General features: G+C 72.3%; 18 protein-coding genes and 1 pseudogene. 8 read left to right on the top strand and 11 right to left on the bottom strand.

The features are described from left to right. Positions 1 to 7 precede the first annotated feature (7 nt). Entirely contained in the window at positions 8 to 724 is a 717-nt protein-coding gene (gene hemQ, locus AC5P1B_RS28660; protein ID WP_493890811.1) for a hydrogen peroxide-dependent heme synthase, read from the bottom strand. A 5-nt stretch (positions 725 to 729) separates the two neighbouring features. Continuing rightward, complete coding sequence (gene hemG, locus AC5P1B_RS28655; RefSeq protein ID WP_493890810.1) at positions 730 to 2,175, bottom strand: protoporphyrinogen oxidase; 1,446 nt, start codon at positions 2,173 to 2,175, stop codon at positions 730 to 732. A 244-nt stretch (positions 2,176 to 2,419) separates the two neighbouring features. Here hemG and AC5P1B_RS28650 point away from each other — a divergent pair, with 244 nt between their 5' ends. Together AC5P1B_RS28650 and AC5P1B_RS28645 are read left to right on the top strand one after the other, a co-directional pair. Continuing rightward, the gene (locus AC5P1B_RS28650) at positions 2,420 to 3,610 is read left to right on the top strand and encodes a thiolase family protein (RefSeq protein WP_493890809.1); all 1,191 of its coding nucleotides are present in this window, start codon (positions 2,420 to 2,422) and stop codon (positions 3,608 to 3,610) included. A gap of 154 nt (positions 3,611 to 3,764) precedes the next feature. After that, positions 3,765 to 5,165, top strand: coding sequence for an FAD-dependent oxidoreductase (locus AC5P1B_RS28645; RefSeq protein ID WP_493890807.1), 1,401 nt, complete (start codon positions 3,765 to 3,767; stop codon positions 5,163 to 5,165). Between the two features lie 156 nt (positions 5,166 to 5,321). On the opposite strand, the gene hemE is transcribed toward AC5P1B_RS28645, so the two are convergent. Next, on the bottom strand, positions 5,322 to 6,398 hold the full coding sequence (hemE, locus tag AC5P1B_RS28640) for a uroporphyrinogen decarboxylase (protein ID WP_493890805.1): 1,077 nt from the start codon (positions 6,396 to 6,398) through the stop codon (positions 5,322 to 5,324). Positions 6,399 to 6,489: 91 nt separating this feature from the next. Between hemE and AC5P1B_RS28635 the strand changes: the two genes are divergently transcribed. From AC5P1B_RS28635 to AC5P1B_RS28615, 5 genes are all read left to right on the top strand, one after another. Continuing rightward, a complete protein-coding gene (locus AC5P1B_RS28635; protein WP_493890804.1) occupies positions 6,490 to 7,149 on the top strand; it encodes a DUF3000 domain-containing protein in 660 nt (219 codons plus the stop codon). Positions 7,150 to 7,878: 729 nt separating this feature from the next. Continuing rightward, positions 7,879 to 8,541, top strand: coding sequence for a LuxR C-terminal-related transcriptional regulator (locus AC5P1B_RS28630; RefSeq protein WP_493890802.1), 663 nt, complete (start codon positions 7,879 to 7,881; stop codon positions 8,539 to 8,541). A 419-nt stretch (positions 8,542 to 8,960) separates the two neighbouring features. Next, the gene (locus AC5P1B_RS28625; protein WP_493890800.1) at positions 8,961 to 10,235 is read left to right on the top strand and encodes a ribonuclease D; all 1,275 of its coding nucleotides are present in this window, start codon (positions 8,961 to 8,963) and stop codon (positions 10,233 to 10,235) included. A 288-nt stretch (positions 10,236 to 10,523) separates the two neighbouring features. Then, complete coding sequence (locus AC5P1B_RS28620; protein ID WP_493890799.1) at positions 10,524 to 11,765, top strand: thiolase family protein; 1,242 nt, start codon at positions 10,524 to 10,526, stop codon at positions 11,763 to 11,765. Continuing rightward, positions 11,762 to 13,891, top strand: a complete 2,130-nt coding sequence (locus tag AC5P1B_RS28615) for a 3-hydroxyacyl-CoA dehydrogenase NAD-binding domain-containing protein (protein ID WP_493890797.1) — start codon at positions 11,762 to 11,764, stop codon at positions 13,889 to 13,891. Before AC5P1B_RS28620 ends, AC5P1B_RS28615 begins: the two co-directional genes overlap by 4 nt. A 185-nt stretch (positions 13,892 to 14,076) precedes the next feature. Here AC5P1B_RS28615 and AC5P1B_RS28610 read toward each other — a convergent pair whose 3' ends face one another. Then, on the bottom strand, positions 14,077 to 15,123 hold the full coding sequence (locus tag AC5P1B_RS28610; protein WP_493890796.1) for a PLL family lectin: 1,047 nt from the start codon (positions 15,121 to 15,123) through the stop codon (positions 14,077 to 14,079). 131 nt (positions 15,124 to 15,254) lie between these two features. Between AC5P1B_RS28610 and AC5P1B_RS28605 the strand changes: the two genes are divergently transcribed. Then, positions 15,255 to 15,656 (top strand): NTP pyrophosphohydrolase, encoded by a 402-nt coding sequence (locus AC5P1B_RS28605; protein WP_493890795.1) that lies wholly within the window; start codon positions 15,255 to 15,257, stop codon positions 15,654 to 15,656. Positions 15,657 to 15,732: 76 nt separating this feature from the next. Here the strand turns inward: AC5P1B_RS28605 and AC5P1B_RS28600 are convergent, their stop codons facing one another. The 7 genes and pseudogenes from AC5P1B_RS28600 to AC5P1B_RS28570 all read right to left on the bottom strand — a co-directional run. After that, positions 15,733 to 17,247: an amino acid permease gene (locus AC5P1B_RS28600; protein WP_493890794.1), complete on the bottom strand. Its 1,515-nt coding sequence runs from the start codon at positions 17,245 to 17,247 to the stop codon at positions 15,733 to 15,735. Between the two features lie 320 nt (positions 17,248 to 17,567). Further along, positions 17,568 to 19,523, bottom strand: coding sequence for a 1-deoxy-D-xylulose-5-phosphate synthase (dxs, locus tag AC5P1B_RS28595; protein ID WP_493890883.1), 1,956 nt, complete (start codon positions 19,521 to 19,523; stop codon positions 17,568 to 17,570). Positions 19,524 to 19,857: 334 nt separating this feature from the next. Then, positions 19,858 to 21,198 (bottom strand): sugar ABC transporter permease, encoded by a 1,341-nt coding sequence (locus AC5P1B_RS28590; RefSeq protein WP_493890793.1) that lies wholly within the window; start codon positions 21,196 to 21,198, stop codon positions 19,858 to 19,860. Continuing rightward, positions 21,195 to 21,989, bottom strand: a complete 795-nt coding sequence (locus AC5P1B_RS28585; protein WP_493890791.1) for an ATP-binding cassette domain-containing protein — start codon at positions 21,987 to 21,989, stop codon at positions 21,195 to 21,197. The genes AC5P1B_RS28590 and AC5P1B_RS28585 overlap by 4 nt, the downstream gene beginning before the upstream one ends. Before the next feature lie 102 nt (positions 21,990 to 22,091). Then, positions 22,092 to 23,192 carry an ABC transporter substrate-binding protein gene (locus tag AC5P1B_RS28580; RefSeq protein WP_493890789.1) on the bottom strand — a complete coding sequence of 367 codons (1,101 nt, stop codon included), beginning with the start codon at positions 23,190 to 23,192 and terminating at the stop codon, positions 22,092 to 22,094. A gap of 171 nt (positions 23,193 to 23,363) precedes the next feature. Further along, positions 23,364 to 24,563, bottom strand: coding sequence for an ROK family transcriptional regulator (locus tag AC5P1B_RS28575; RefSeq protein WP_493890787.1), 1,200 nt, complete (start codon positions 24,561 to 24,563; stop codon positions 23,364 to 23,366). 403 nt (positions 24,564 to 24,966) lie between these two features. Next, a pseudogene (locus tag AC5P1B_RS28570) lies at positions 24,967 to 25,080 on the bottom strand (carbohydrate ABC transporter permease); the annotation flags it as partial.

Genomic DNA, 25,080 nt, shown 5'->3' with positions numbered 1-25,080 from the left:
GTCCGGCCTAGGCCAGACCGGCCACCAGCTCGGACAGCGCCTTGCGCCGCCCGGTGTAGAAGGGCACCTCTTCGCGTACGTGCATGCGCGCCTCGGAGGCCCGCAGGTGACGCATGAGGTCGACGATGCGGTACAGCTCGTCGGCCTCGAAGGCGAGCAGCCACTCGTAGTCACCGAGGGAGAAGGCGGGGACCGTGTTGGCCCGCACGTCGGGGAAGCCGCGCGCCATCTTGCCGTGGTCGGCGAGCATCCGCCGCCGGTCCTCGTCGGGCAGCAGGTACCAGTCGTAGGAGCGGACGAAGGGGTAGACGCTGACCCACTCGCGGGGCTCCTCGTCGGCGAGGAACGCGGGGATGTGCGACTTGTTGAACTCGGCCGGGCGGTGCAGCGCCATGTTCGACCAGACCGGGTCCACGGCGCGGCCCAGCTTGGTGCGGCGGAAGCGGTTGTACGCGTCCTGGAGGGCGTCCGCGCTCTCCGCGTGCCACCAGATCATGATGTCCGCGTCGGCGCGCAGCCCCGACACGTCGTAGGTGCCGCGCACGGTGACGTCCTTGGCGGCGAGCTGCGCGTACAGCTCCTCCACCTCGTCGGCGTAGCCGGTGCGGTCGTCCGGCAGCACGTCGCGCAGCTTGAACACCGACCACAGGGTGTAGCGGATGACCTCGTTGAGGTCCTTCGCCTTCTTGCCGGCGTTCGGGGTCTTGTCAGGAGCAGCAGTCATGGTCCCTATTCTCGCTCTCGCCCGGCGGTGTCCCCCGCCAGGGTGCCCGCCATGGAGGCCAGCAGCTCGTCGGCCGCGGTGTGCGCGCTGGCGACGCACGCCGGGATGCCCACACCGTCATACACGGCGCCGCACACCCGCAGCCCCGGCAGCTTGGCGACCTGTTCGCGGACCCGGGCGACGCGGCCGAGGTGGCCGACGGGGTACTGCGGCAGGCCGCTGTCCCAGCGGGTCACGCGGGTCGCGACGGGGCGCGCGGCAAGGCCGACCGTCGTACGGAGGTCGGTGAGGGACAGCTCGACGAGTCCGGCGTCGTCGCGCTCCAGGTCGGCCTCGTCGCCGAACCGGCCGACGGAGGTGCGCAGCACGAACAGCTCGGGGTCGCCCGCGGCGACCCAGTCCCATTTGTGGCTGGAGAACGTGGACGCCTTGATGGTCAGCCCGTCCACGGACGGCACCAGGAAGCCCCTGGTCTCCGGGAGGGCGGTGACGTCCGCGCGCCGGAACGCCATGGTCACCAGGGCCATCGAGGCGTATGCGACGGTGGCGAGGTCGGCGGCGGCCGCCGGGGAGTCGGCGCCGAGCAGCCGGGAAGCGGCGGGCGCGGGCACCGCGAGCACGACGCCGTCGGCGTCCAGCGTCCCGTCGGCGGTGGCGACGGTCCAGCCGGAGCCGGTACGGGCCAGCCGCCGTACCGGGGTGTCCGTGCTGACGCGCGCGCCCTGCGCGCGTACGGCGTCGGCGACGGCGAGCGGCAGCCGCCCCACGCCGCCTTCGATGCCCATGAACACCGGGCCGCCGCTGTCCGCTCCGGCCGCGGCGCGGCGCTGGATGGCCCGTACGCCGTCGATCAGGGAACGCTCGCCGCGTGCGGCCTCGTAGAGCTGGGGGACGGCGGCGCGCATCGAGATGCGGTAGGCGTCTCCCGCGTAGACGCCGCCGAGCAGCGGCTCCACGAGCCGGTCGACGACCTCCCTGCCGAGCCGCGCCGCGACGTACTCGCCGATGCCGACGTCCTCGCCGATCTCGACGGGCGGCAGTGCGGCGTCCTCGCTGACGCGGGCGAGGCCCTGCTCGGAGAGCACGCCGGAGGCGGCGAGGGGCGCCAGGTCGCCGGGGACGCCCATCACGTGTCCGGTGGGCATGGGCCGCAGCGCGCCGCGCGTGTACAGGCCCGCGGCCGACGCCGCCGGGGGCCGCAGCCGGTCGCCGAGTCCGACGGCGCGGGCCAGGTCCACCGCCTCGGGCCGGCGGGCGAGCATCGACTCGGCGCCGAGGTCGACCGGCACGCCCGCGATGTCGCCCGCGTACAGCTTGCCGCCCAGCCGTCCGGACGCCTCAAGGACGGTGACGCGTACGCCGCCGGCCAGCAGCCGGTGCGCCGCGGCCAGTCCGGAGATTCCACCGCCGATGACGACCACATGACGGGCGCGCACGCGCGTATCGCTCATACCCCCACTCTCTCAGAGCGCGCCTTGCTGTCCGCTCCGTGCCCCCGGTACCTGGCCCCATTGACACTCCGTGCCAGGGTGCGGAGACTCGGCCACGATCACGGAATCAGCGGCACCATCCGCTCTCCCGTCCCAACCGGACGGTCGGGCGGTCGGGACGGCTGGGTTGTCCGGTAACGCTCCGGCATGTCCCGGCAGACATCAGCACGGCTTCGGCACGCATCGGATGAGGGACCATCACCGCATGAATGACCGCCTTCGCGACGTGTATATCGTTGACGCAGTCCGCACGCCGATCGGCAAGTACGGCGGCACGCTGTCCGGCGTACGGCCCGACGACCTCGCCGCGCACGTGCTGCGGTCGCTCGTGGAGCGCGCCCCCGACCTCGACCCGGCCCGCATCGACGATGTGTACTTCGGCAACGCCAACGGCGCGGGCGAGGAGAACCGGGACGTGGCGCGGATGGCGGTGCTGCTCGCGGGGCTGCCGGTGACGGTGCCCGGCGCGACGGTCAACCGGCTGTGCGCCTCCGGGCTCGAAGCCGTCGTGCAGGCGGCCCGCGCCGTCGCCGTCGGTGACGCGCGGGTGGTGGTCGCGGGTGGCGTCGAGTCGATGAGCCGGGCGCCGTATGTGCTGCCCAAGCCGGAGCGGCCGTTCCCCGCCGGCGACCAGACACTGCTCTCGACCACCCTGGGTTGGCGGATGACCAACCCGGAGATGCCACCGGAGTGGACGACGTCCCTCGGTGAGGGTGCCGAACTCATCGCCGACCAGCACGACATCTCCCGGGAGGCGCAGGACGCCTTCGCCCTCACCAGCCACGAGAAGGCCGCCCGGGCGTGGAAGGACGGCGTGTACGACGCCGAGGTCGTGCCGTACGCGGGCGCGGTGCTCCAGCAGGACGAGACCATCCGCGAGAACACCTCACTGGACGCCCCCGCCCGGCTGAAGCCGGTGTTCCGCCAGGACGGCACCGTCACCGCGGGGAACTCCTCCCCGCTCAACGACGGGGCGGCCGCGCTGCTGCTGTGCGACGAGGAGGGGCTGCGGGCGACGGGCCGCGAACCGCTCGCCCGGGTGCGGGCCTCGGCGGTCACCGGCATCGAGCCGCAGTACTTCGGGCTCGGCCCGGTCCGCGCGGTGCGGCAGGCGCTCGGCAAGGCGGGGCGCGCCTTCACCGACCTGACGACGTTCGAGCTGAACGAGGCGTTCGCCGCGCAGGTGCTCGGCTGCTTCGCGGAGTGGCCGGAACTGGACCCCGGCATCGTCAACCCGCGCGGGGGCGCCCTCGCCATCGGCCACCCGCTGGGCTGCTCCGGCGCCCGGCTCGCGGGCTCCGTGGCACACCAACTGGCCGCCGCGGGCTCCGGCGTCGGCCTGGCCGCGCTGTGCATCGGCGTCGGCCAGGGGCAGGCGCTGGTGCTGGAGCGCTGAGGCCGCCGAGCGCCCCCTGTCGATAAGAACAGCGGCCCCCTGTGGATAACAACGGGGCGCGCCACCGCCGCACCGTACGGTGGGGCGGTAACTGCGGGCCCGTGCCCGCCCGCTGGACCTGCGGGCGGGCACGCTGGTGAGAGGAGCACGCGGGATGGCGGCACGGCGGCTGGTGGTCATCGGGGGCGACGCGGCGGGCATGTCCGCCGCCTCGCAGGCCCGCAGGCTCAAGGACCCGGACCAGCTGGAGATCATCGCGTTCGAGCGCGGGCACTTCAGCTCGTACTCGGCCTGCGGCATCCCGTACTGGGTCGGCGGCGAGGTCGACGGGCCGGGGGTGCTGGTGGCCCGCACGCCCCAGGCGCACCGGGAGCGCTCCATCGACCTGCGGATGCGGACCGAGGTCACCGAGATCGACTTGGACCGGCAGCGGGTCCGCACCCGCGACCACGAGTCGCCCGGCGCCGCCGAGCGGTGGACGGGCTTCGACGACCTGGTCATCGCGACCGGTGCCCGGCCCGTGCGGCCGCCGCTGCCCGGTATCGACGCGCCGGGCGTACACGGCGTGCAGACGCTGGACGACGGGCAGGCGCTGATCGGCTCGCTGCGCGAGGCCGAGGACGACCGTCCACTGCGGGCCGTCGTCGTGGGCGCGGGCTATATCGGCGTGGAGATGGCGGAGGCGCTGATCCGGCGCGGCTACCAGGTCACGGTCGTGGACCGGGGAGAGCAGCCGATGTCCACCCTCGACCCGGACATGGGGAGCCTGGTGTACGAGGCGATGTGCGGCCTCGGCATCGAGACGGTGCGCGGCGCCGCGGTCACCGAGATCCGCACCGGCGAGGACGGCAGAGCGCGCTCCGTCGTCACCGAGGACGCGGAGTACCCGGCCGATGTCGTCGTCCTCGGCATGGGCGTCCGGCCGGAGACGGCGCTGGCGCGGGAGGCGGGGCTGCCGCTCGGCCCGTCCGGCGGGCTGCTCACCGACCTGTCGATGCGGGTGCGGGAGCGGGAGAACGTCTGGGCGGGCGGCGACTGCGTGGAGGTCCTCGACCTGGTCTCCGGCCGCACCCGGCACATCGCCCTCGGCACCCACGCCAACAAGCACGGCCAGGTCATCGGCTCCAACATCGGCGGCGGTTACGCGACGTTCCCCGGCGTCGTCGGCACGGCCGTCAGCAAGGTCTGCGATCTGGAGATCGCCCGCACCGGGCTGCTGGAACACCAGGCGCGCGCGGTGGGGCTCCAGTTCGTGTCCGTCACCATCGAGTCGACAAGCCGGGCGGGCTACTACCCGGGGACCCGCCCGATGCGGGTGAAGATGCTCGCCGAGCGCCGTACGGGGCGGCTGCTCGGCGTGCAGATCGTCGGCAGGGAGGGCGCGGGCAAGCGCGTGGACATCGCCGCCGTGGCGCTCACGGCCGGGATGACGGTGGAACAGATGACGGCGCTCGACCTCGGCTACGCCCCGCCGTTCTCCCCCGTGTGGGACCCGGTGCTGGTGGCGGCCCGCAAGGCGGCAGCGGCGGTGGCTCGCCAGGCGCGCGAGGGGTGACGGGCCGCGGCGAGGGCGGTGGCCGGGAGGGCCGGTGCGCGGGGAACACCGCTGCCGTGGGACTGCCGCCGCTGCCGCCCGGGGTGTGCCCGGGCGGCCTGGGGCGTGCGGATGCGCGGCGGGCCGGTGGGGCACGGGGCCCGGCACCGGGACCGGCTAGCGCGCGGTCTGCTCGTGGACGTACGCGACGAGGCGGGTCAGGGCCTCCGGGTCGGTGTCGGGCAGGACGCCGTGGCCGAGGTTGAAGATGTGCCCCTCCAGCCCGCTGGCGGCGTCGAGGATGTCGCGGGTGGCGCTCTCGACGGCGGCGCGCGGCGCGAAGAGCACAGCGGGGTCGAGGTTGCCCTGGAGCGCCTTGCCGGGGCCCACCCTGCGCCGCGCCTCGTCCATCGGCACCCGCCAGTCCACGCCCACGACGTCGGCGCCCGCCTCGCCGAGCAGCGGGAGGAGTTCGCCGGTGCCGACACCGAAGTGGATGCGCGGTACGCCGTAACCGGCGACGGCGTCGAAGACCTTGACGGAGGCGGGCATCACGGAGCGCCGGTAGTCGGCGGGGGCGAGCGCGCCGACCCAGGAGTCGAAGAGCTGCACGGCGCTGGCGCCCGCCTCGATCTGCACCTTCAGGAACGCGGCGGTGATGTCGGCGAGCCGGTCGAGGAGGTCGGCCCACAGCTCCGGGTCGCCGTACATGAGCGCCTTGGTGTGCTCGTGGTTGCGCGAGGGGCCGCCCTCGACGAGGTAGCTGGCGAGGGTGAACGGGGCACCGGCGAAACCGATCAGCGGGGTCGCGCCCAGCTCGGCGGTCAGCATCCCGATCGCCTCAGTGACGTACTTCACATCGTCCGGCGAGAGCGGGCGCAGCTGGTCCAGATCGGCGCGGGAGCGGATGGGCCGCTCGATCACGGGGCCGACGCCGGGCTTGATGTCGAGGTCGACGCCGATGGCCTTGAGCGGGACGACGATGTCGCTGAAGTAGATCGCCGCGTCCACGTTGTGCCGTCGCACCGGCTGCAGCGTGATCTCCGTGACCAGGTCAGGCCGCATGCACGACTCCAGCATCGCGGTGCCCTCGCGCACCTTGCGGTACTCGGGCAGCGAGCGTCCGGCCTGCCGCATGAACCACACCGGAGTGTGCGGCACCGGCTCACGCCGACACGCCCGCAGAAAAGCGGAGTCATACGCCGCGGTGCGGCCGGTCTGGTGCTGGCTCGTCGGCCGGGAGTTGGCGCTCATGTCCCAAATCTTCGCACGGGCCGAACGAGTGACCCGCCCAACCGGGTGTCCCTCCCCGAACTAGCCCCCTCTTCCGCCTAGTCTTCCGGGCATGGCTGCGGCTCAAGGACACCTCGCTGACGATGCGGACGGCGCGGACGGGGAGGGAACCCCGCTCGTTTTCCAGCATGCGGTCGCCGGGCTGCGCGACGCGCGGCTGCGGCCCGAGCTGGAGATCGACCCGACGCCTCCACCCAGGCGGCTCGCGCCGTTCTCGTACGCGCTGGAGGCCGCGGTCGTCATCGAGGATGAGGAACTGGCCGAAGGGCGGCTGATCCTGCTGCACGACCCGGCGGGGCACGACGCGTGGCACGGCACGTTCCGTATGGTCACGCTCGTGCACGCCGACCTGGAGCCGGAGATGGCGGCGGACCCGCTGCTGCCCGAGGTGTGCTGGTCATGGCTGACCGGCGCGCTGGCGGCGCGCGGCGTGTCGTACAGCGAACCCAGCGGCACCGTCACCCGGGCGGGCTCGCATTACTTCGGCGGCCTCGCCGACCGGGAGCCGACCACCCGTATCGAGATCCGCGCCTCGTGGACCCCGGCGGACTGGAGCACCCCCGGGAGCCTGGCGGACACGGTGCCCGACACGGCCGCGCATCTGTCGGCGTGGGGCGACCTGCTCTGCCAGATCGCGGGCCTCCCGCCCGTGGGCACGGCGGACGCGGGTGTCGTCACCCTGCCGCAGCGACGCGGCCCCCATTCCCGCTGAACGCCTCCGCCCTGCGGCGCGCCTTTGCCCTGCGGGGCACGCCGCCGCGTGCGGTCTGCCGCCGTGCGGCGTCCGGCCGGGCCGCCGCGGGCCCGCGCCGCGCCGCCGGGTCGGCCGCTTCCCGGGGCGTGCGACCGGCCGGTGAGCGCGCGCCCGGCACCGGACCACCCCCCGTGTTCCGGTGCGTCACTCCGCGCCGCGAGGCACGGGGAGGCGGCGCACGCCCCGGTGGGCGGCGCGGAGACCGGGTCCTCACCGCCGCGCGGGCGAGAGAGGGCGGACGGCACCGCGGCGGGCGCGGTCGGCGCGCACGCGCCAGCAGGGCACGATGGCGTGCGGGAGGCCGCCCGCACGCGGACGGACGCCGGAGCCACCGCCCGCGCGGCGGACCGCGCCGGGCCGGGCCGCGCACCGGCGGCCCGGGCCCCGGTCGGCGGCCCCGGCCCGGCCGACGGCCACCCGCGCGCGCCCACACGTCCACGCACGGCGTCAAGGTGCCGCGCCGAGCGGGGTGTTGCGCTGTTCGGCCAGGTCGGGCGGGCCATGGGCGGCGCATGATCACGGATCGAGCAACCGTCCGTATTGCACCAATTGTTACCAACTAATTCGTGATCACTCTCTAAAGGCGGGCACGTTTGGTGCCGAAGGATCACTTGACCCTTCCCGCACAGAGCGCTCCGGCTTACCCAAGTCCGGGCCGCCCTTCTCGCCACTCCCCCAGGAGGCCTGGTGTCTGTTCTTCTTGAGCAACCTTCGAGCCTGGTCGCCTACCGCCCGAACAAGCCGACGGCCATGGTCGTCGTGGCCGACCCCCGAGTCCGCTCCACCGTGACCCGCCATCTGTGGGCGCTCGGTGTGCGCGATGTCATCGAGGCGTCGTCCATCGCGGAGGCCCGCCCCCGAGTCGGTAACCCGCGCGATATCTGCGTCGCCGACGTCCATCTTCCCGACGGCTCCGGCCTGACCCTCCTCTCCGAGACCCGCGCCGCGGGCTGGCCCAACGGCCTGGCCCTCTCCGCCGCCGACGACATCGGGGCCGTACGCAACGCCCTCGCGGGCGGCGTCAAGGGCTATGTCGTCACCGGCACCCGCACCAACCTCGGCGCCCCCGGCCGCCCCGGCACCACGCCGGTCGGAGCCGCCGCCGCCCGCATGCACCGCCGCCCGCCGGGCACCCCCGGACACCCGGGTGGCTACCGCGAGCTGTCGGGGCGCGAGGTCGAGGTCCTGCGGCTGGTGGCGGAGGGCCAGTCCAACAAGGCCATCGGCGTATCGATGGGCCTGTCCGCCCTCACCGTAAAGAGCCACCTGGCCCGCATCGCGCGCAAGCTGGGCACCGGTGACCGGGCGGGCATGGTCGCCGTCGCACTGCGGACCGGCATCATCCACTGACCCAGCGGGCCACCCCCCGCGCCCCGTCCCCTCTCCCCGTTTCTCCCCGTTTCTCCCCGTTCCCCCGTTCCCCTGCTCCCCCGCCCCCACCGTTCCGCCTCCACCGCCCTGGCTTCCCGCGCCCGTCGATGGTTCACCGTCGGCGGGCGCGCGGCATGTCCGCCGCCCGACCCTGACCCCATTCAGCCCCTTCAGGCCGCATACGAGCCTTACGCGCCCTTCACTCCGGAGCAAGCCGATTGCGAAGTATCACGGGGAGTTACCGAGCGCGCCGGGCGCGTCACTTCGGGGCTTCCTGGCCCAGAGTTCACCGCTCTGTGGACCGAGAAGAGAACTACTGAGCGTGGTTGATGCAGGTCAGGGCAGTCTCTTCCTCATCAGGGCAGGTCACCGCCTCACGCGGCCTATACCCTTGACGGGTGACCGACGCCCAAGAAGCCGCAGCAGAGACGACACTGCGAACCGCCGGGGGCGACCCCCCGGACGCCCCCTCGGCACCGGTCCCGCTGCTCGAACCACGCGAGGGCATCCCCCCTGTCGTCGCCGGGCCCGACGCCCTCGCCGAGGTCGTCGCGGCCTTCGCGGCCGGGACGGGTCCCGTCGCCGTGGACGCCGAGCGCGCCTCCGGGTACCGCTACGGGCAGCGCGCCTATCTGGTCCAGCTGCGCCGGGCCGGGGCGGGAACCGCGCTGATCGACCCGGTCGGCTGCCCCGACCTGTCCGAGCTCGGCGCGGCCATCGCCGACGCCGAGTGGGTGCTGCACGCCGCCACCCAGGACCTGCCCTGCCTGCGGGACATAGGCATGATCCCGACCCGGCTGTTCGACACCGAGCTGGCGGGGCGCCTCGCCGGGTTCGCCCGTGTCGGGCTCGGCGCCATGGTCGAGAACGTCCTCGGGTACGCCCTGGAGAAGGGGCACTCCGCCGTCGACTGGTCCACCCGCCCGCTGCCCGAGCCGTGGCTGCGGTACGCCGCGCTCGACGTGGAGCTGCTGGTGGACCTGCGGGACGCGCTGGAGGAGGAGCTGACGGACCAGGGCAAGCTGGAGTGGGCGCTGCAGGAGTTCGCGGCCATCGCCGCCGCGCCGCCCGCCCCGCCCCGCAAGGACCCCTGGCGGCGTACGTCGGGCATGCACAAGGTGCGGCGTCGGCGTCAGATGGCGGTGGTGCGCGAGCTGTGGGAGGCCCGTGACCGGATCGCCCAGCGGCGTGACGTCTCGCCCGGCAAGGTGCTCGGGGACACCGCCATCGTCGAGGCGGCGCTGGCCACACCGACGACCGCACGCGCGCTGGCGGCTCTGCCCGGTTTCGGGCAGCGCATGAGCCGCCGTCAGCTGGAGCAGTGGCAGGCGGCGGTGGAACGCGCGCGGGCCCTGCCCGAGACCGAACTCCCCCAGCCGGGCCAGCCGTTGAACGGCCCGCCGCCGCCCCGCGCGTGGGCCGACAAGGACCCGGCCGCCGCGGCCAGGCTCGCGGCCGCGCGCGCGGGGGTCACCGCGCTCGCCGAGCGGCTGAACCTGCCGCAGGAGAACCTGATCACCCCGGACACGGTGCGCCGGCTGTGCTGGGAGCCCCCGGCCGAGGTGACGGTCGAGACGGTCGCGGCGGTCCTCACCGGCTACGGCGCCAGGCCCTGGCAGGTCGAGCTGGTCACACCCGCCCTCACCGCGGCTCTGGTGACGACGGCGGCCTGAGTGACACGAGGGAGCGGAAACCGAGTGTGATCTCCGCCGCTTAGGGCGTAGGGGCTGGGCAGCTTGGTTACCCGTAAGTAGCATGACGGTGTGAGCCCCGCCGCTTTCACCCGCGGTGAGCTCTGCCGGGTGATCTGCCCTAGCTATCCGGCCAGCCCCGTGAGGTGAGCGAGCCGAAGGGCACACCGGTGCCGGCAATGGGGGCACCCGCCAGCCGAAAGGCCGGCGGAGCCTGCACTGGCCGAGACCGCCCGGCGGTGAGCGAACACAATGAGAGGGAGAGCCAACGTGCCTCGTACCGCTAGGGACGTCGTCTTCGTCGACGGCGTCCGTACCCCGTTCGGCAAGGCGGGCCCGAAGGGCATCTATCACGAGACCCGCGCTGACGACCTGGTCGTCAAGTGCATCCGGGAGCTGCTGCGCCGCAACCCCGACCTGCCGCCGGAGCGGATCGACGAGGTCGCCCTGGCCGCGACCACGCAGATCGGTGACCAGGGCCTGACCCTCGGCCGCACCGCCGCGCTGCTGTCGGGCCTGCCGCAGTCCGTGCCCGGCTACTCCATCGACCGTATGTGTGCCGGCGCGATGACCGCCGTGACCGCGACGGCCGGTTCCATCGCCTTCGGCGCGTACGACGTCGTGGTCGCCGGTGGCGTCGAGCACATGGGCCGCCACCCGATGGGTGAGGGCGTCGACCCCAACCCGCGCTTCGTCTCGGAGAAGCTGGTCGACGAGTCCGCCATGTTCATGGGCATGACGGCGGAGAACCTGCACGACCGGCTCCCGCACATCACCAAGCAGCGGGCCGACGAGTACGCGGTACGCAGCCAGGAGAAGGCCGCCAAGGCGTACGCCAACGGCGACATCCAGGCCAACCTGGTGCCGGTCTCGGTGCGCCGCACCAACGCGGAAGCCGGCGAGACCGGCTGGGGCCTGGCCACCGCCGACGAGCCGATGCGCCCGGGCACCACGCTGGAGAACCTGGCGAACCTCAAGACCCCGTTCCGCCCGCACGGCCGGGTCACCGCGGGCAACGCCGCCGGGCTCAACGACGGCGCGACCGCCTCGCTGCTCGCCGCCGAGGACGTGGCGCGCGAGCTGGGGCTGCCGGTCCGGATGCGCCTGGTGTCGTACGCCTTCGTCGGCGTCGAGCCCGAGGTCATGGGCATCGGCCCGGTCCCCGCGACCGAGAAGGCGCTGGCCAAGGCGGGCCTGTCGATCGACGACATCGGCCTGTTCGAGATCAACGAGGCGTTCGCGGTGCAGGTGCTCTCGCTCCTGGACCACTACGGCATCGCCGACGACGACCCGCGCGTCAACCAGTACGGCGGCGCCATCGCCTTCGGTCACCCGCTGGCCTCCTCCGGCGTGCGGCTCATGACGCAGCTCGCGCGGCAGTTCGAGGCGCAGCCCGAGGTCCGCTACGGCATCACCACGATGTGCGTCGGCTTCGGCATGGGCGGCACCGTGATCTGGGAGAACCCGCACTGGAGCGGCGCGACCAATGGACACCGCGAGGGGAACAAGTGACTACTACCGCTGAGCTTTTGAAGGGCGCGGCCGAGCTGTTCCCGGACGAGGTCGTGACGCAGGCGCACGTACGCCACCTCGACCTCCCCGCCGGTGCCGGGCGCTTCGCGCTGATCACGCTGGACAACGGGTTCGACCACACCAAGCCGACCACGTTCGGCCCGCAGTCGCTCGCCAACCTGGACAAGGCGATCGACCAGGTCGAGAAGGAGGCCGCGGACGGCGACATCGTCGGTGTCGGCCTCACCGGCAAGCCGTTCATCTTCGCTGTCGGCGCCGACCTCAAGGGCGTCGAGCTCCTCAAGCGCCACGAGGACGCGCTGGCCATCGGCAAGGGCGGCCACGACGTCTTCAAGCGGCTGTCGTCGCTCGCCGTGCCGACCTTCGCCTACTACAACGGCGCGGCGATGGGCGGCGGTGTCGAGGCCGGTCTGCACTGCTCGTACCGCACCGTCACCAAGGCGCTGCCCGCGTTCTCCCTCCCCGAGGTCTTCCTCGGTCTGGTCCCCGGCTGGGGCGGCTGCGCCCTGCTGCCGAACCTGATCGGCGCCGACCGCGCGGTCTCGGTGATCATCGAGAACTCGCTCAACCAGAACAAGCAGCTCAAGGGCAAGCAGGTCTTCGAGCTCGGGATCGCCGACGCGATCTTCGAGGGCGCGGACTTCCTGGAGCAGTCGCTGCACTGGACCGCCTCCGTCCTCAGCGGCGAGACCGAGGTCGTACGGGCCGAGGTGGACCGCGGTGAGGCGTGGGACCAGGCCGTCGAGCGCGGCCGTGCCTTCGCCGACTCCAAGGTGCACGGCGCGGCCCCGGCCGCCTACCGGGCCCTGGACATCATCGCCGCCGCCAAGAGCGGTGACCTGCGCGTCGGCTTCGACGCCGAGGACAAGGCGCTGGCCGACCTGATCATGGGCGGCGAGCTGCGCAGCGGCATCTACTCGTTCAACCTCGTGCAGAAGCGCGCCAAGCGCCCGGCCGGGGCCCCGGACAAGTCGCTCGCCCGCCCCGTCTCCAAGGTGGGTGTGGTCGGCGCCGGTCTGATGGCGTCGCAGCTCGCGCTGCTGTTCGCGCGCCGCCTTGAGGTGCCGGTCGTGCTGACCGACATCGACCAGGAGCGCGTCGACAAGGGCGTCGGGTACGTCCACGAGCAGATCGACATGCTGCTGCTCAAGGGCCGCGTCAACCAGGACAAGGCGAACCGCCTCAAGGCCCTGGTGACGGGCTCGCTCGACAAGGCCGCCGCCTTCGGCGACGCGGACTTCGTCATCGAGGCCGTCTTCGAGGAGATGGGCGTCAAGCAGCAGGTGTTCGCCGAGGTCGAGGCGGTCGTGCCGCAGCACGCCATCCTCGCCACGAACACCTCCTCGCTGTCGGTCAGCGAGATGGCGTCGAAGCTCAAGCACCCGGAGCGGGTCGTCGGCTTCCACTTCTTCAACCCGGTCGCCGTCCTGCCGCTGCTGGAGATCGTGCGCGGCGAGCAGACCGACGACGCGTCGCTGGCCACGGCCTTCGGTGTGGCGAAGAAGCTCAAGAAGACGGCCGTCCTGGTCAAGGACGCCCCGGCCTTCGTCGTGAACCGCATCCTCACCCGCTTCATGGGTGAGATCCAGAACATCATCGACGAGGGCACCCCGGTCGCCACCGCGGAGAAGGCCATCGAGCCGCTCGGGCTGCCGATGTCCCCGCTGGTGCTGCTGGAGCTGGTGGGCCCGGCGATCGGCCTGCACGTCTCGGAGACGCTCAACCGGGCGTTCCCGGACCGCTTCACGGTCTCGCCGAACCTCAAGGCCGTCGTGGACGCGGGCAAGCGCGGCTTCTACGTCTACGACTCCGGGAAGCCGGAGCTGGACCCGGAGGTCGCCGCGCTGCTCAAGCAGGGCGACACGGTGCTGACCGAGGAGCAGGTGCGCGCCCGGGTGCTCGGCGCCGTCGCGCAGGAGATCGGTCTGATGCTCGACGAGGGCGTCGTCGCCGAGGCGCAGGACATCGACCTCTGCCTGATCACCGGCGCGGGCTGGCCCTTCCACCTGGGCGGCATCACGCCGTACCTGGACCGTGAGGGTGTCTCCGAGCGGGTCACCGGCAAGCGGTTCCTGGAGCCGGGCGTGGCGAGCGTGCCCGCGTAGCACCGCTGGGGAAGTCGCCGGGGAGCGAGCGGCCGCGCTGGGCCGCGCGCTTCCCGGGCAGGTCGGACGGGCCGTACGGGAAACCCCCGTACGGCCCGTCCGCTGTGCTGTCGCCAATCCCCGGACGCGCGCGTGCGCACGCGAGGGCAGCGGGTCACCGAGCGCCCCGCCGCCCCGTAGCGGCGCTACACGCTCGTCCACGCCTCCAGGGCGAGACCCGGCTCGGTGGTCTTCTGGCGGGCCACCCGCAGGCCGCCGTCGGGACCGAGCGCGGCGAGCACCACGCGCCCGAAGCCGTCCAGGGCCAGCGCGGGGTCGCTCAGCCCTGGCTCCCCGGTCGGCGTCCACCACACACCGGCCTTCTCGTCCTGCGTGGGATACGCGGCGACCGTCAGCCGCCCGGACGTCAGCTCACGCTGGGCGAGGACGGTGCAGTCGTAGCCGTATACCGGGGCCTGGATGACGGCGACGGAGCCCGTACCGGACTCGCCACCGAGCGAGACGGGGCCGCCGCCCTCGCCCTGGCTGGGCCGGCAGGCGAAGATCTCGCCGCTGTCCTGGTCGCGCCAGAAGTGGGTGAGTGTGTCGCGCGCGGTCTCCACGGCGGCGGCGGAGCCAGGCTGCGGGCGCACATCCAGGTCGTCGCCCCGCTTGAGGCCGCCGCCCGGCTCCGTCATGTACCAGCGCAGCGCCGCGTCCTTCGCCGGAGCGAGGAATTCCACGCGGCCCTCCTCGGTCGCCACGGCCGAAAGCCCCTCGGTGACGTCCTTGCCCTTGAAGTCGGTCCAGCCGCTCCACTTGCCCTTGGCGTCCTGCCGCCGGGCGCTGATGCCGCCTCCGGCGTTGCGTACGAAGACGTGCACGGCGCCGTCCAGGCCGACGACGGTGGCCAGCACGTCGACGCACCGCGCCTTCCGCCAGTCCTTGGGGTGCGGCGTGCCCAGCGAGTGCCATGCCGTGAGCGGCCGGCCCGTCTGGAACTGCGTGGCGTGCACGACCTCCACATCGACGCGCTCGCCCTCGCCGGGTTTCGCCCGCAGGCCCATCAGGTGGACGTAGCCGTCCGCTCCCTGGCCGACGGCGCAGGCGGTGAGGCCCGGCACGTCCAGCCGCACCGGGGCCGACCACCGAGGGCCTCCGGGGCGGGTCTCCGTCCAGCGGACGATGCCGCCTGGCGCTGGGGCGTAGGCCGTGAGCCTGCCGTCCTTGCCGCGCAGCAACCGCAACATCATGGTTCGCCGACAACCCTTCCCTCACGTGACACCGACCATAGTATTTTGCCTGGCCGGACGCTCCTTGTACGCCCCCGTCCCCGATCTGCCCCCGCGGGCCGTGCCGGGGGTGGGCATGCCAGGGTGGTGGCATGAAGGCACTCGTGGTCGTGGACGCGGCGAACGTGGTCGGTTCGGTGCCCGACGGCTGGTGGCGCGACCGGCGGGGCGCCGCCGAGCGGCTCAGGGACGCACTGGCCGCACTGGCGGACGCCGGGCTTTCGGAGCGCGCCGACGTCCCCGGCTGGGCCAGCGGCACACCGGTCGAGATGGTGCTCGTCGTCGAGGGCACGGCGCGCGGGACGGCGTCGGTGCCCGGGGTGCGCGTCGTACCGGCGGCGGGCAGCGGAGACGACCGGATCGTCGCCGAGGTGGCGGGCCGTGACCCGCGGGACCGGCCGTGTCTGGTGGTGACCGCCGACCGCGAGCTCCGGGCGCGGGTGGGCGCGCTCGGGGCGCTCGTGGCGGGGCCGCGCGCGGTGCGGCGGGGCTGAGCGGTACGCGCCCGCTTCCCGGCCTCCTCTGTCACGCCCGGCCCCTCCCCGTCTCGGGCCCCGCGCGCCGTCGTGGCTAGCCCGCGCGGTCCGGCGTGGCGCCCATCCGGCTGTGGCCGCGCCCGTACGCGAAGTAGATGACGAAGCCGAGGGCCATCCAGACCGCGAACCGCAGCCAGGTCTCCGCCGGGAGGTTGAGCATCAGCCACAGCGAGGCGAGCACGGAGAGGATGGGCAGCACGGGCACCAGCGGAGTGCGGAAGGCGCGCGGCAGGTCGGGCCGGGTGCGGCGCAGGATGATCACACCGAGGGCCACCACGACGAAGGCGAAGAGCGTGCCGATGTTCACGAGTTCCGCCAGCTCGGAGAGGCTGATGAAACCCGCGACGACGGCGACGACGCAGCCCAGCAGGACCGTCGAGCGGTAGGGCGTGCGAAAGCGCGGGTGGACCACGGAGAACGTTCTGGGCAGCAGCCCGTCCCGGCTCATCGCGAAGAACACCCGGGTCTGGCCCAGCAGCAGGATCATGCAGACCGTGGTCAGGCCGACGGCGGCGCCGAAGCTGATCAGACCGGCGTAGAACGGGTGCCCCGTCGACTTGAACGCGTCGGCCAGCGGGGCGTCCACGCTCAGCTCGGTGTACTTCTGCATGCCGGTGACCACGACCGAGACCGCGACGTACAGCACGGTGCAGATGAACAGCGAGCCGAGGATGCCGCGCGGCACGTCCCGCTGCGGGTTCCTCGTCTCCTCGGCGGCGGTCGCCACGATGTCGAAGCCGATGAAGGCGAAGAACACCACGGCGGCGGCGGTGAAGATGCCCTGGACGCCGAAGGTCGTCGGCTCGTAGCCGAACAGCAGCTGCACGAGCGGCGCGGCCATGCCGCCGCCCGTGTCCTCGGTCTCCTCGGCGGCGGGGATGAACGGCCGGTAGTTGTCGGCCTTGATGAAGAACGCCCCGGCGATGACGACCAGCAGCACCACGCCGACCTTGATCGCGACGATGAGCGAGGTGACGTGCGCGGACAGCTTCATCCCGGCGACCAGCACCCCGGTCAGCAGCAGGACCAGCACGAAGGCCAGCAGGTCGAAGCCGAAGCCCTCCGCGTCGCTGGTGCCCGACAGCCACTGCGGCAGATGCCAGCCCGCGTTGTCCATCAGCGAGCGCACATAGCCCGACCAGCCGACGGCGACCACCGCGCAGCCGAGTGCCAGCTCCAGCATCAGGTCCCAGCCGATGATCCAGGCGGGCAGCTCGCCGAGCGAGGCGTAGGAGAAGGTGTAGGCGGACCCGGCGACCGGCACGGTGGAGGCGAACTCCGCGTAGCACAGCGCCGCCAGCGCGCAGACGACGCCCGCGGCCACGAAGGCGAGCGCGACGGCCGGGCCCGCGGTCTCCCTGGCGATCTGCCCGGTGAGGACGAAGATGCCGGTGCCGATGATCACGCCGACACCGAAGACCGTCAGGTCGAGAGCGGAGAGCGACTTGCTCAGCTTGTGCTCTGGCTCCTCGGTGTCGCTGATGGACTGCTCGATCGTCTTCGTCCGGAAGTAGCTCCCGCTGCCTTTGGGGGCTCCCTGTGTGCTCACCGGCGCACCACCACACTTCCTCGTCCCACCCCAAGCTCTCGCACCACGGCGGAGGGCCGGGAGCCCACACAGCCTCAGGATGGCCGGTTCACCCGATGGGAGTCACGGGCCGGGACAGCACTGGGCCGGTCGGAGCACCCCGGGCGGGGGCTCCGACCGGCCCGGTGGCGCGATCGGCGGGGCGGCTCAGTCGGCGGGGCGTCCGGCGGATCACGCATGCCCTGTCAGGGGTGCGGGGAACTGCGCGACCAGCCACGACGCACCCGCGGTCCCCGACGCACAGACAGGGGCTCCCCCAGCCCAAGCCGCCGGACGACGGCCTAGTCGCGCGCCGGCTCCGCCGACCGCCCGACCGCCTCGCCGCCCGCACGGGCCGCCGCCGTCTCGTACTTGCCGTCGATCTTGGCGACCAGGCCGGTGACCTGGCGGGCGATGTCCGGCGCCGTGAGGCCGATCTCCGCCAGCACCTCCTTGCGGGAGGCGTGGTCGAGGAAGCGCGGCGGGATGCCGAAGTCGCGGAGCGGGACGTCCACGCCCGCGTCGCGCAGGGCCTGCGCGACGGCGGAGCCGACACCGCCGACCCGGCTGTTGTCCTCGACCGTCACCACGACGCGGTGCCGCTCGGCGACCGCGGGCAGCGCCTCGTCCACCGGCTTCACCCAGCGCGGGTCCACCACGGTCGTGGAGATGCCCTGCTTGTCGAGGAGGTCGGCGATCTCCAGGCACATCGGGGCGAGCGCGCCGACCGAGACGATCAGTACGTCGGCGCGGCCCGCGGCCCTGCCCTCGGGGGCGGGCTCACGGAGGATGTCCATGCCGCCGATCCGGTCGACGGCCTTCACCGCCGGGCCCACCGCGCCCTTGGAGTAGCGCACGACGGTGGGGGCGTCGGAGACCTCGACGGCCTCCCGCAGCTGGGCGCGGACCTGGTCGGCGTCGCGCGGGGCGGCGATCCGCAGCCCCGGCACGACCTGGAGGATGGACATGTCCCACATGCCGTTGTGCGAGGCGCCGTCGGTGCCGGTGATCCCGGCGCGGTCGAGTACGAACGTCACACCGCACTTGTGCAGCGCCACATCCATCAGGACCTGGTCGAAGGCGCGGTTGAGGAACGTGGCGTAGACGGCGAAGACCGGGTGCAGGCCGCCGGTCGCCAGGCCCGCCGCCGACACGGCCGCGTGCTGCTCGGCGATGCCCACGTCGAAGACCCGGTCGGGGAAGACCTTCGCGAACTTCTCCAGGCCGACCGGCTGGAGCATGGCCGCCGTGATCGCGACGATGTCATCGCGCTCCTTGCCGAGCTTGACCATCTCCTCGCCGAAGACCGAGGTCCAGTCGGCGCCGGAGGTGGAGATCGGCAGCCCGGTGTCGGGGTGGATCTTGCCGACCGCGTGGAAGCGGTCCGCCTCGTCCTGGAGGGCGGGCTTGTAGCCGCGGCCCTTCTCGGTCAGGCAGTGCACGATGACCGGCCCGCCGAACCGCTTGGCCCGCTCCAGCGCCGACTCCAGCGCCTCGATGTCGTGGCCGTCGATGGGGCCGACGTACTTCAGGCCGAGGTCCTCGAACATGCCCTGCGGGGCGATGAAGTCCTTCAGGCCCTTCTTCGCGCCGTGCAGCGTCTCGTAGAGCGGGCGGCCGACGACCGGGGTGCGCTCCAGGATGTCCTTGCCGCGGGCCAGGAAACGCTCGTAGCCGTCGGTGGTGCGCAGCGTGGCGAGGTGGTTGGCGAGGCCGCCGATGGTCGGCGCGTACGAGCGCTCGTTGTCGTTGACGACGATGACCAGCGGGCGGTCCTTGGCGGCGGCGATGTTGTTCAGCGCCTCCCAGGCCATGCCACCGGTCAGCGCGCCGTCGCCGATCACGGCGACCACGTGGTCCGGCTTGCGGCGCAGCTCGTTGGCCTTGGCCAGGCCCTCGGCCCAGCCCAGGACGGTCGAGGCGTGGCTGTTCTCGATGACGTCGTGCTCGGACTCGGCCCGCGAGGGGTATCCGGACAGGCCGCCCTTGCTCTTGAGCTTGGCGAAGTCCTGGCGGCCTGTGAGCAGCTTGTGCACGTAGGACTGGTGCCCGGTGTCGAACAGGACCCGGTCCTTCGGGGAGTGGAAGACGCGGTGCAGCGCGATCGTCAGCTCCACGACGCCGAGGTTGGGCCCGAGGTGTCCGCCGGTCTTGGCGACCGCGTCGACGAGGAAGGCGCGGATCTCCGCCGCCAGCCGGTCCAGCTGTGCCGGGCTGAGCCGGTCGAGATCGCGCGGACCCTTGATGCGGCTCAGCAGCCTCCACCCGTTCGTCGCCTCAGGTCGGGTGGCCTCCGAGCCCTCCACCGCCCCCGTACGCGCTGCGCGCGGCTCCTTCGGCACTGTGCCTCCTTGGTGTCGAGCTGACGGGCCTTACCGATCTGACGAGTCTAATGTTCCGCACTCGACGGCGAAGCCCGCATAATGCGATGTAACTCACGCCTCACGTCCAGATGCCGGTCATCCTCTGGGGCTGCGGGCCCTGGGCCCGCCCGCACACGGCCAGGACCGGCGTCCGCCCTTCCTGGGCGGCGCCGGTCCTGGCCGGTGCCGGACTGTGACCGGACTCTGGCGCGAACTGAGCGGTCAGCGGTCAGCCGCGGCCCGCCGTCCGCTGGGTCTTGCGGGAGACGGAGTCGATGACGACCGCGGCGAGCAGTACGCCGCCAGTGATCATGTACTGGACGGACGCCGCGATGCCGAGCAGCGCCATGCCGGACGCGATGGAGCCGATGACCAGCATGCCCAGCAGGGCCGACCAGATCTTGCCGCGGCCGCCGAAGAGGCTGGTGCCGCCGATGACCGCGGCGGCGATGGCCTCCATCAGCAGGTTGCCGGTGCCCGCGCCCTGGTTGGCGGCGGCGATCCGGGAGGCGATGAACAGGCCGCCGACCGCGGCCATGGTGCCGGAGATCGCGAAGACCGATATGCGGACGATGGCGACATTGATGCCCGCGCGGCGGGCGGCTTCGACGTTGCCGCCGACCGCGAAGACCTTGCGGCCGAAGCGGGTACGGCGCAGCAGGACGTCGTAGCCGATCAGGACGACCAGGAAGATCAGCAGCGCCAGCGGCAGGCCCTTGTACTCGTTCAGCCGCCACGCCGCCGCGAAGGCCAGCACCGCGAGGACGCCGGTGCGCACCAGGATCTCGCTGAGCGGCCGGGACGGCACGCCCGCCGCCCGCCGTCTGCGGGCGTCGAGCAGCTGGGCGCCGAGGAATCCGGCGACGGCGAGTCCGGCCACTCCGTAGGCGACCGCGATGTAGACGAAGTAGTGGCTGGTGAGGTTGACGATGAAGCTGTCGTCGTCGAGGTTGATGGTGCCCGTGGTGCCGAGCACCTCCAGCATCAGACCGTTCCAGGCGAGCAGCCCCGCCAGGGTGACGACGAACGCGGGCACCCCGATGCGGGCGAAGAAGAAGCCGTGCAGCGCTCCGGCGGCGGCCCCCGAGGCGAGGGCGATGAGGATGGCGAGCCACTCGGGCACGCCCTCGTTCACGTAGAGCACCGCGACGACGGCGGCCGCCAGACCGCTCACCGAGCCGACCGACAGGTCGATCTCGCCGAGCAGCAGCACCAGGACGATGCCGACGGAGATCATTCCGGTGCCGACGATGTAGATCGACAGGTCGGAGAGGTTCTTCGGTGAGAGGAACGCCGAGTCCTGCCACTGGAAGACGGCCCAGATGACGGCGAGACCGACGACGACGGGCACGGAGCCGAGTTCGCCGCCGCGCAGCTTGCGGCCGAACTCCTTGACGTAGCCCTTGAAGCCCTGCTCGCGTACCAGCAGCCGGGGATCGACGGCGGTGACGGCGCCGGGGGCCGCGGGGCCGCCTTCCAGGACGGCGCCGGAGGGGGCGCCGCCCGCGCCCGCCGCGTCCGTGTCGCGCGGGGCCGGGTCGTCGGCTGACTTGTTGAGGTTCGTGGTCACTTCTGGACCTCCGCATCCGTGGTCCGGGCCTTACGGCGCGTGACAGCGTTGTCTGTGGCGCCGGTGATGGCGGAGATGATGTCTTCCTGCGAGGTCGTCCTGACGTCGAACGTGCCGTTGTTACGGCCCAGCCTGAGCACGGCGACACGGTCGGCCACGGCCTTGACGTCGGCCATGTTGTGACTGATGAGGATGACGGCGAGGCCACGCTCGCGCAGCCGCTCCACCAGGTCGAGCACCTGCGCGGTCTGCTCCACGCCCAGCGCGGCGGTCGGCTCGTCGAGGATCACGAGCCCCGGCTCGCCGAGCATCGAGCGGGCGATGGCGACGGTCTGCCGCTGGCCGCCGGAGAGCGAGGCGATGGGGATACGGACGCTGGGAATACGGATCAAGAGGGTGTCGAGCAGTTCGCGGGAGCGGCGTTCCATCTCGACCTCGTCGAGGATGCCGCCCCGGACGATCTCCCGGCCGAGGAAGAGATTGCCGACCACGTCGATGTTGTCGCAGAGCGCGAGGTCCTGATAAACGGTCGCGATGCCCAGGTTCTGGGCGTCGTGGGGCCGTTCGACCCGGACGGGCCTGCCTTCCCACTCCAGCACCCCGTCATCGGCGGGGCCGACCCCGGCGATCGCCTTGACCAAGGTGGATTTGCCGGCTCCGTTGTCGCCCACGAGGGCGACCACCTCTCCGGCGTGGACCTCAAGCTCTACGTCGGTGAGCGCCTGGACGGCACCGAACCGCTTGGAGATCCCGCGCAACGCCAGTACGGGCGCAGCGGACACATGAACCATCTCCTTCACCGCCTACGGGGCGGGGGAAGCCGCACCGCCTGTGAGGCGGGCGCGTACAGAATTCGGGGGTGACCCTGTGGGGCGGCCGCAGCCACCGCGGGGCTACAGCAGACCCGCCTTCTCGCAGGCGGCCCTGTACTTGGCCGTGCAGATCTTGTCGAGCTTGTAGAGCCCGTCCTTGAGGACCGTGCCCTTGATGTTGTCGACGGTCAGCGCCACCGGCGGGATCAACGTCGCCGGGACGTCCTTCGCACTCGGGCTGTCCACCGTCGTCTCGGACTTGACCTTCTCGCCACGGCCGAGCGCCACGGCCATCTCGGCGGCGGTCTTCGCCTCGGACTTGTACGGCTTGTAGATGCTCATGAACTGGTCGCCGCTGACGATCCGCTGCACACCGGCGAGTTCGGCGTCCTGCCCGGTGACCGGGGGAAGCGGATCGAAGCCGCCGTTCTTCAGGGCGGTGATGGCGGCGCCCGCCATGCCGTCGTTGGCGGAGTAGACGCCGACGATCTTGTCCTTGCCGATGGCGGAGATCGCGCCGTTCATGTTGTTGTTCGCGACGTCGGCGAGCCACTTGTCGACGTCGTACGACTTGCCGATCTTGACCTTGCCCTTGAGGACTGAGAGCGCTCCCTTTTTGAACATGGCGGCGTTCGGGTCGGCCTCCCAGCCGTTGAGCATCACGATCTGGCCCTTGTCGGCCTTGTCGCCGAGCGCGTCGAGCAGCGACTTGCCCTGCACGCGGCCGACCTCCTCGTTGTCGAAGGAGGTGTACGCGGAGATCGGGCCCTCGGCGAGCCGGTCGTACGCGACCACCGGGATGTCCGCGGCGTGCGCCTTCCTGACCGAGCTGGCGATGGACTTCGAGTCGACGGAGTCCAGGATGATCACATCCACCTTCTTGGTGATCATCGAGTCGACCTGCTGCTGCTGTACGGAGGCGTCCGACTTGGCGTTCACGTACTTGAGTTCGCAGTCGGCGCAGAGCTCCTCGATCCGCTTCTTGATCAAGGGCCTGTCGAAGTTCTCGTAGCGTGCGGTCTGGTCTTCCGGCAGCAGCAGGCCGATGGTGAGCGGGCCGTCCTTCTTCCGGTCGCCCGACCCGTTCCCGTCCGCTTCCTTCGCCTTACCGCAGGCGGCCAGGCCGACGGTCATGCTGACCGCGGCGGTGGCTATGACGACACGACGCAGCGTCGCGTTCATGTGGGGTTACCTCCCTGACGCGGCCGCGTCACTGCGGCCGAGGTGGCTGGAAGTCAACTCGGCCACTCGGACACCGTCAAGAAGTAAATCCTTAACGAGATGGCAACGGTGCCATTCGTTATGTACGTGAACCCAGCAATCGGCGCCCAGAGCAGTGGGCGGCGGGCCTTATCAGGTGAGTGCGGGGGTTCCCGGTGACAGGGTCCCGTCAAGAAGTGTCGAGTCGCCCATCTCGCTCAGGACGAGCGCGAGCGCCCCGAGCACCTCGGCCCTGCTGCCGAGGGCGCCCGGCATCACCGAGAGCTGGCGCCCGGCGCTGGGGATCGCGTACCGCGCGACGGAGTCCCTGATCGGGCCGAGCACCAGCTCCCCCGCCTCGGCGAGGTCCCCGCCGAGCACGACCCGGCTCGGGTTCAGGAGATTGCACAGGTTGGCGACACCGCTGCCGATGTGCCGCCCGACGTCGCCGACCACCCGGCGACAGCCGGGGTCGCCGTCCCGCGCGAGCCGCACCATGCGCTCCACGGTGAGATCGGGGCCGTGGCTGGAGAACAGGAGCGGCAGTACGTACCGGGCGGCGGTGAAGGTCTCCAGACAGCCGCGGTTGCCGCACCGGCAGACCGGGCCCGACTCGTCCAGCGTGATGTGCCCGATCTCGCCCGCCGTGCCGCCGGGGCCCCGGTAGATCTGGCCGCTGATCACCAGACCGGCGCCGACACCGCTGGCGACCTTGATGTACGCGAGGTCGGAGACCCCGCGGCCGCTGCCCCACACCAGCTCGCCGAGCGCGCCGAGGTTGGCGTCGTTGTCCACGTACACCGGGACCCCGAGCCGGGCGGCGAGGTCGTCGCGCGGGTTGGTCCCGGCCCAGCCCGGCAGGATCGCGGTGGACCCGAGCGTGCCGGACGCCACGTCGATCGGCCCGGGCACGCCGAGCCCGACGCCGACCACCTTGCCCGGGGCGATGCCGGTGGCCGCGATCAGCCGCTCCACCAGGTGTTCGGCACGGTCCATGCCCTGCGCGGCGGACGCGTCCACGTCCAGCGGCTCGGTCTCCTCGGCCAGTACCTGGTGGGCGAGGTTGCCGACGGCCACGCGCAGGTGGGCGTGGCCGAAGTCCACGCCGACGACGATGCCGGCGTCCCCGCTCAGCGCGACGCTGCGGGCCCGGCGGCCGCCCGCCGAGGTCGGGGTGACCTCGACCGTGCCGCTGTCCTTCAGCTCCCGGACGATATTGGAGACGGTCGCGGCGGAGAGCCCCGTCGACCGGGCGATCTCCGCCTGCGTGAGCGATCCCGCCATGCGCACCGCGCGTACGACCCGCTCAAGATTGGCCCGGTGCAGCGATGACTGCGATCCCGGTGTCTCCACGCCCATCCACTCCCGCCTCGGCGAACGGCACGACGGCCGGCCACCCACCAGGCCACAGCGGTGGGGCCCGGCACTGTCTCCAACATGTGAACTCTAAGCTGAGCTGCCCAGGTTGCCCCCCGTCAAGTCCTTGACGTGTCGAGGCCGCTCCTGGGCCTGGCGGCCCGAGGGGGACGAGCCCCCCTGGCCGCGCGTCGGGGACTGCGGGTGTGTGGTGGCTGGGCGCGCCGTTCCCCGTGCCCCTGACGGGGCGCTCCCCCTGGGCTGGGCGCGGTCGCGCATACCGCCACGACGGCCCTGGTCCCGCCGGGAGGGCGGGGCCAGGGCCGGTGTCGGTGAGCGTAGTGCGTAGGACGGGGCGTACAGCACGTACGGCCTCAGCGCGCCCACGCGCGCGTGCGGATTACTTCAGCGCGCCCGCGGTGAGTCCGGCCTGGACCTGGCGCTGGAAGATGATGTAGACCGCGAGGACGGGCAGCATGGCGATCAGCAGGCCGGAGAACAGCACCGCCCAGTT

It is taken from the genome of Streptomyces sp. A01, assembly GCF_059026195.1.
Note: the sequence above shows the minus strand (reverse complement) of the source record. Positions and strands in the feature narration are given on the sequence as shown.

Coding starts and splice junctions, on each gene's coding strand:
- hemQ (WP_493890811.1), bottom strand. CDS start 724: ATGACTGCTGCTCCTGACAAGACCCCGAACGCCGGCAAGAAGGCGAAG.
- hemG (WP_493890810.1), bottom strand. CDS start 2,175: ATGAGCGATACGCGCGTGCGCGCCCGTCATGTGGTCGTCATCGGCGGT.
- AC5P1B_RS28650 (WP_493890809.1), top strand. CDS start 2,420: ATGAATGACCGCCTTCGCGACGTGTATATCGTTGACGCAGTCCGCACG.
- AC5P1B_RS28645 (WP_493890807.1), top strand. CDS start 3,765: ATGGCGGCACGGCGGCTGGTGGTCATCGGGGGCGACGCGGCGGGCATG.
- hemE (WP_493890805.1), bottom strand. CDS start 6,398: ATGAGCGCCAACTCCCGGCCGACGAGCCAGCACCAGACCGGCCGCACC.
- AC5P1B_RS28635 (WP_493890804.1), top strand. CDS start 6,490: ATGGCTGCGGCTCAAGGACACCTCGCTGACGATGCGGACGGCGCGGAC.
- AC5P1B_RS28610 (WP_493890796.1), bottom strand. CDS start 15,123: ATGATGTTGCGGTTGCTGCGCGGCAAGGACGGCAGGCTCACGGCCTAC.
- AC5P1B_RS28605 (WP_493890795.1), top strand. CDS start 15,255: ATGAAGGCACTCGTGGTCGTGGACGCGGCGAACGTGGTCGGTTCGGTG.
- AC5P1B_RS28585 (WP_493890791.1), bottom strand. CDS start 21,989: ATGGTTCATGTGTCCGCTGCGCCCGTACTGGCGTTGCGCGGGATCTCC.
- AC5P1B_RS28580 (WP_493890789.1), bottom strand. CDS start 23,192: ATGAACGCGACGCTGCGTCGTGTCGTCATAGCCACCGCCGCGGTCAGC.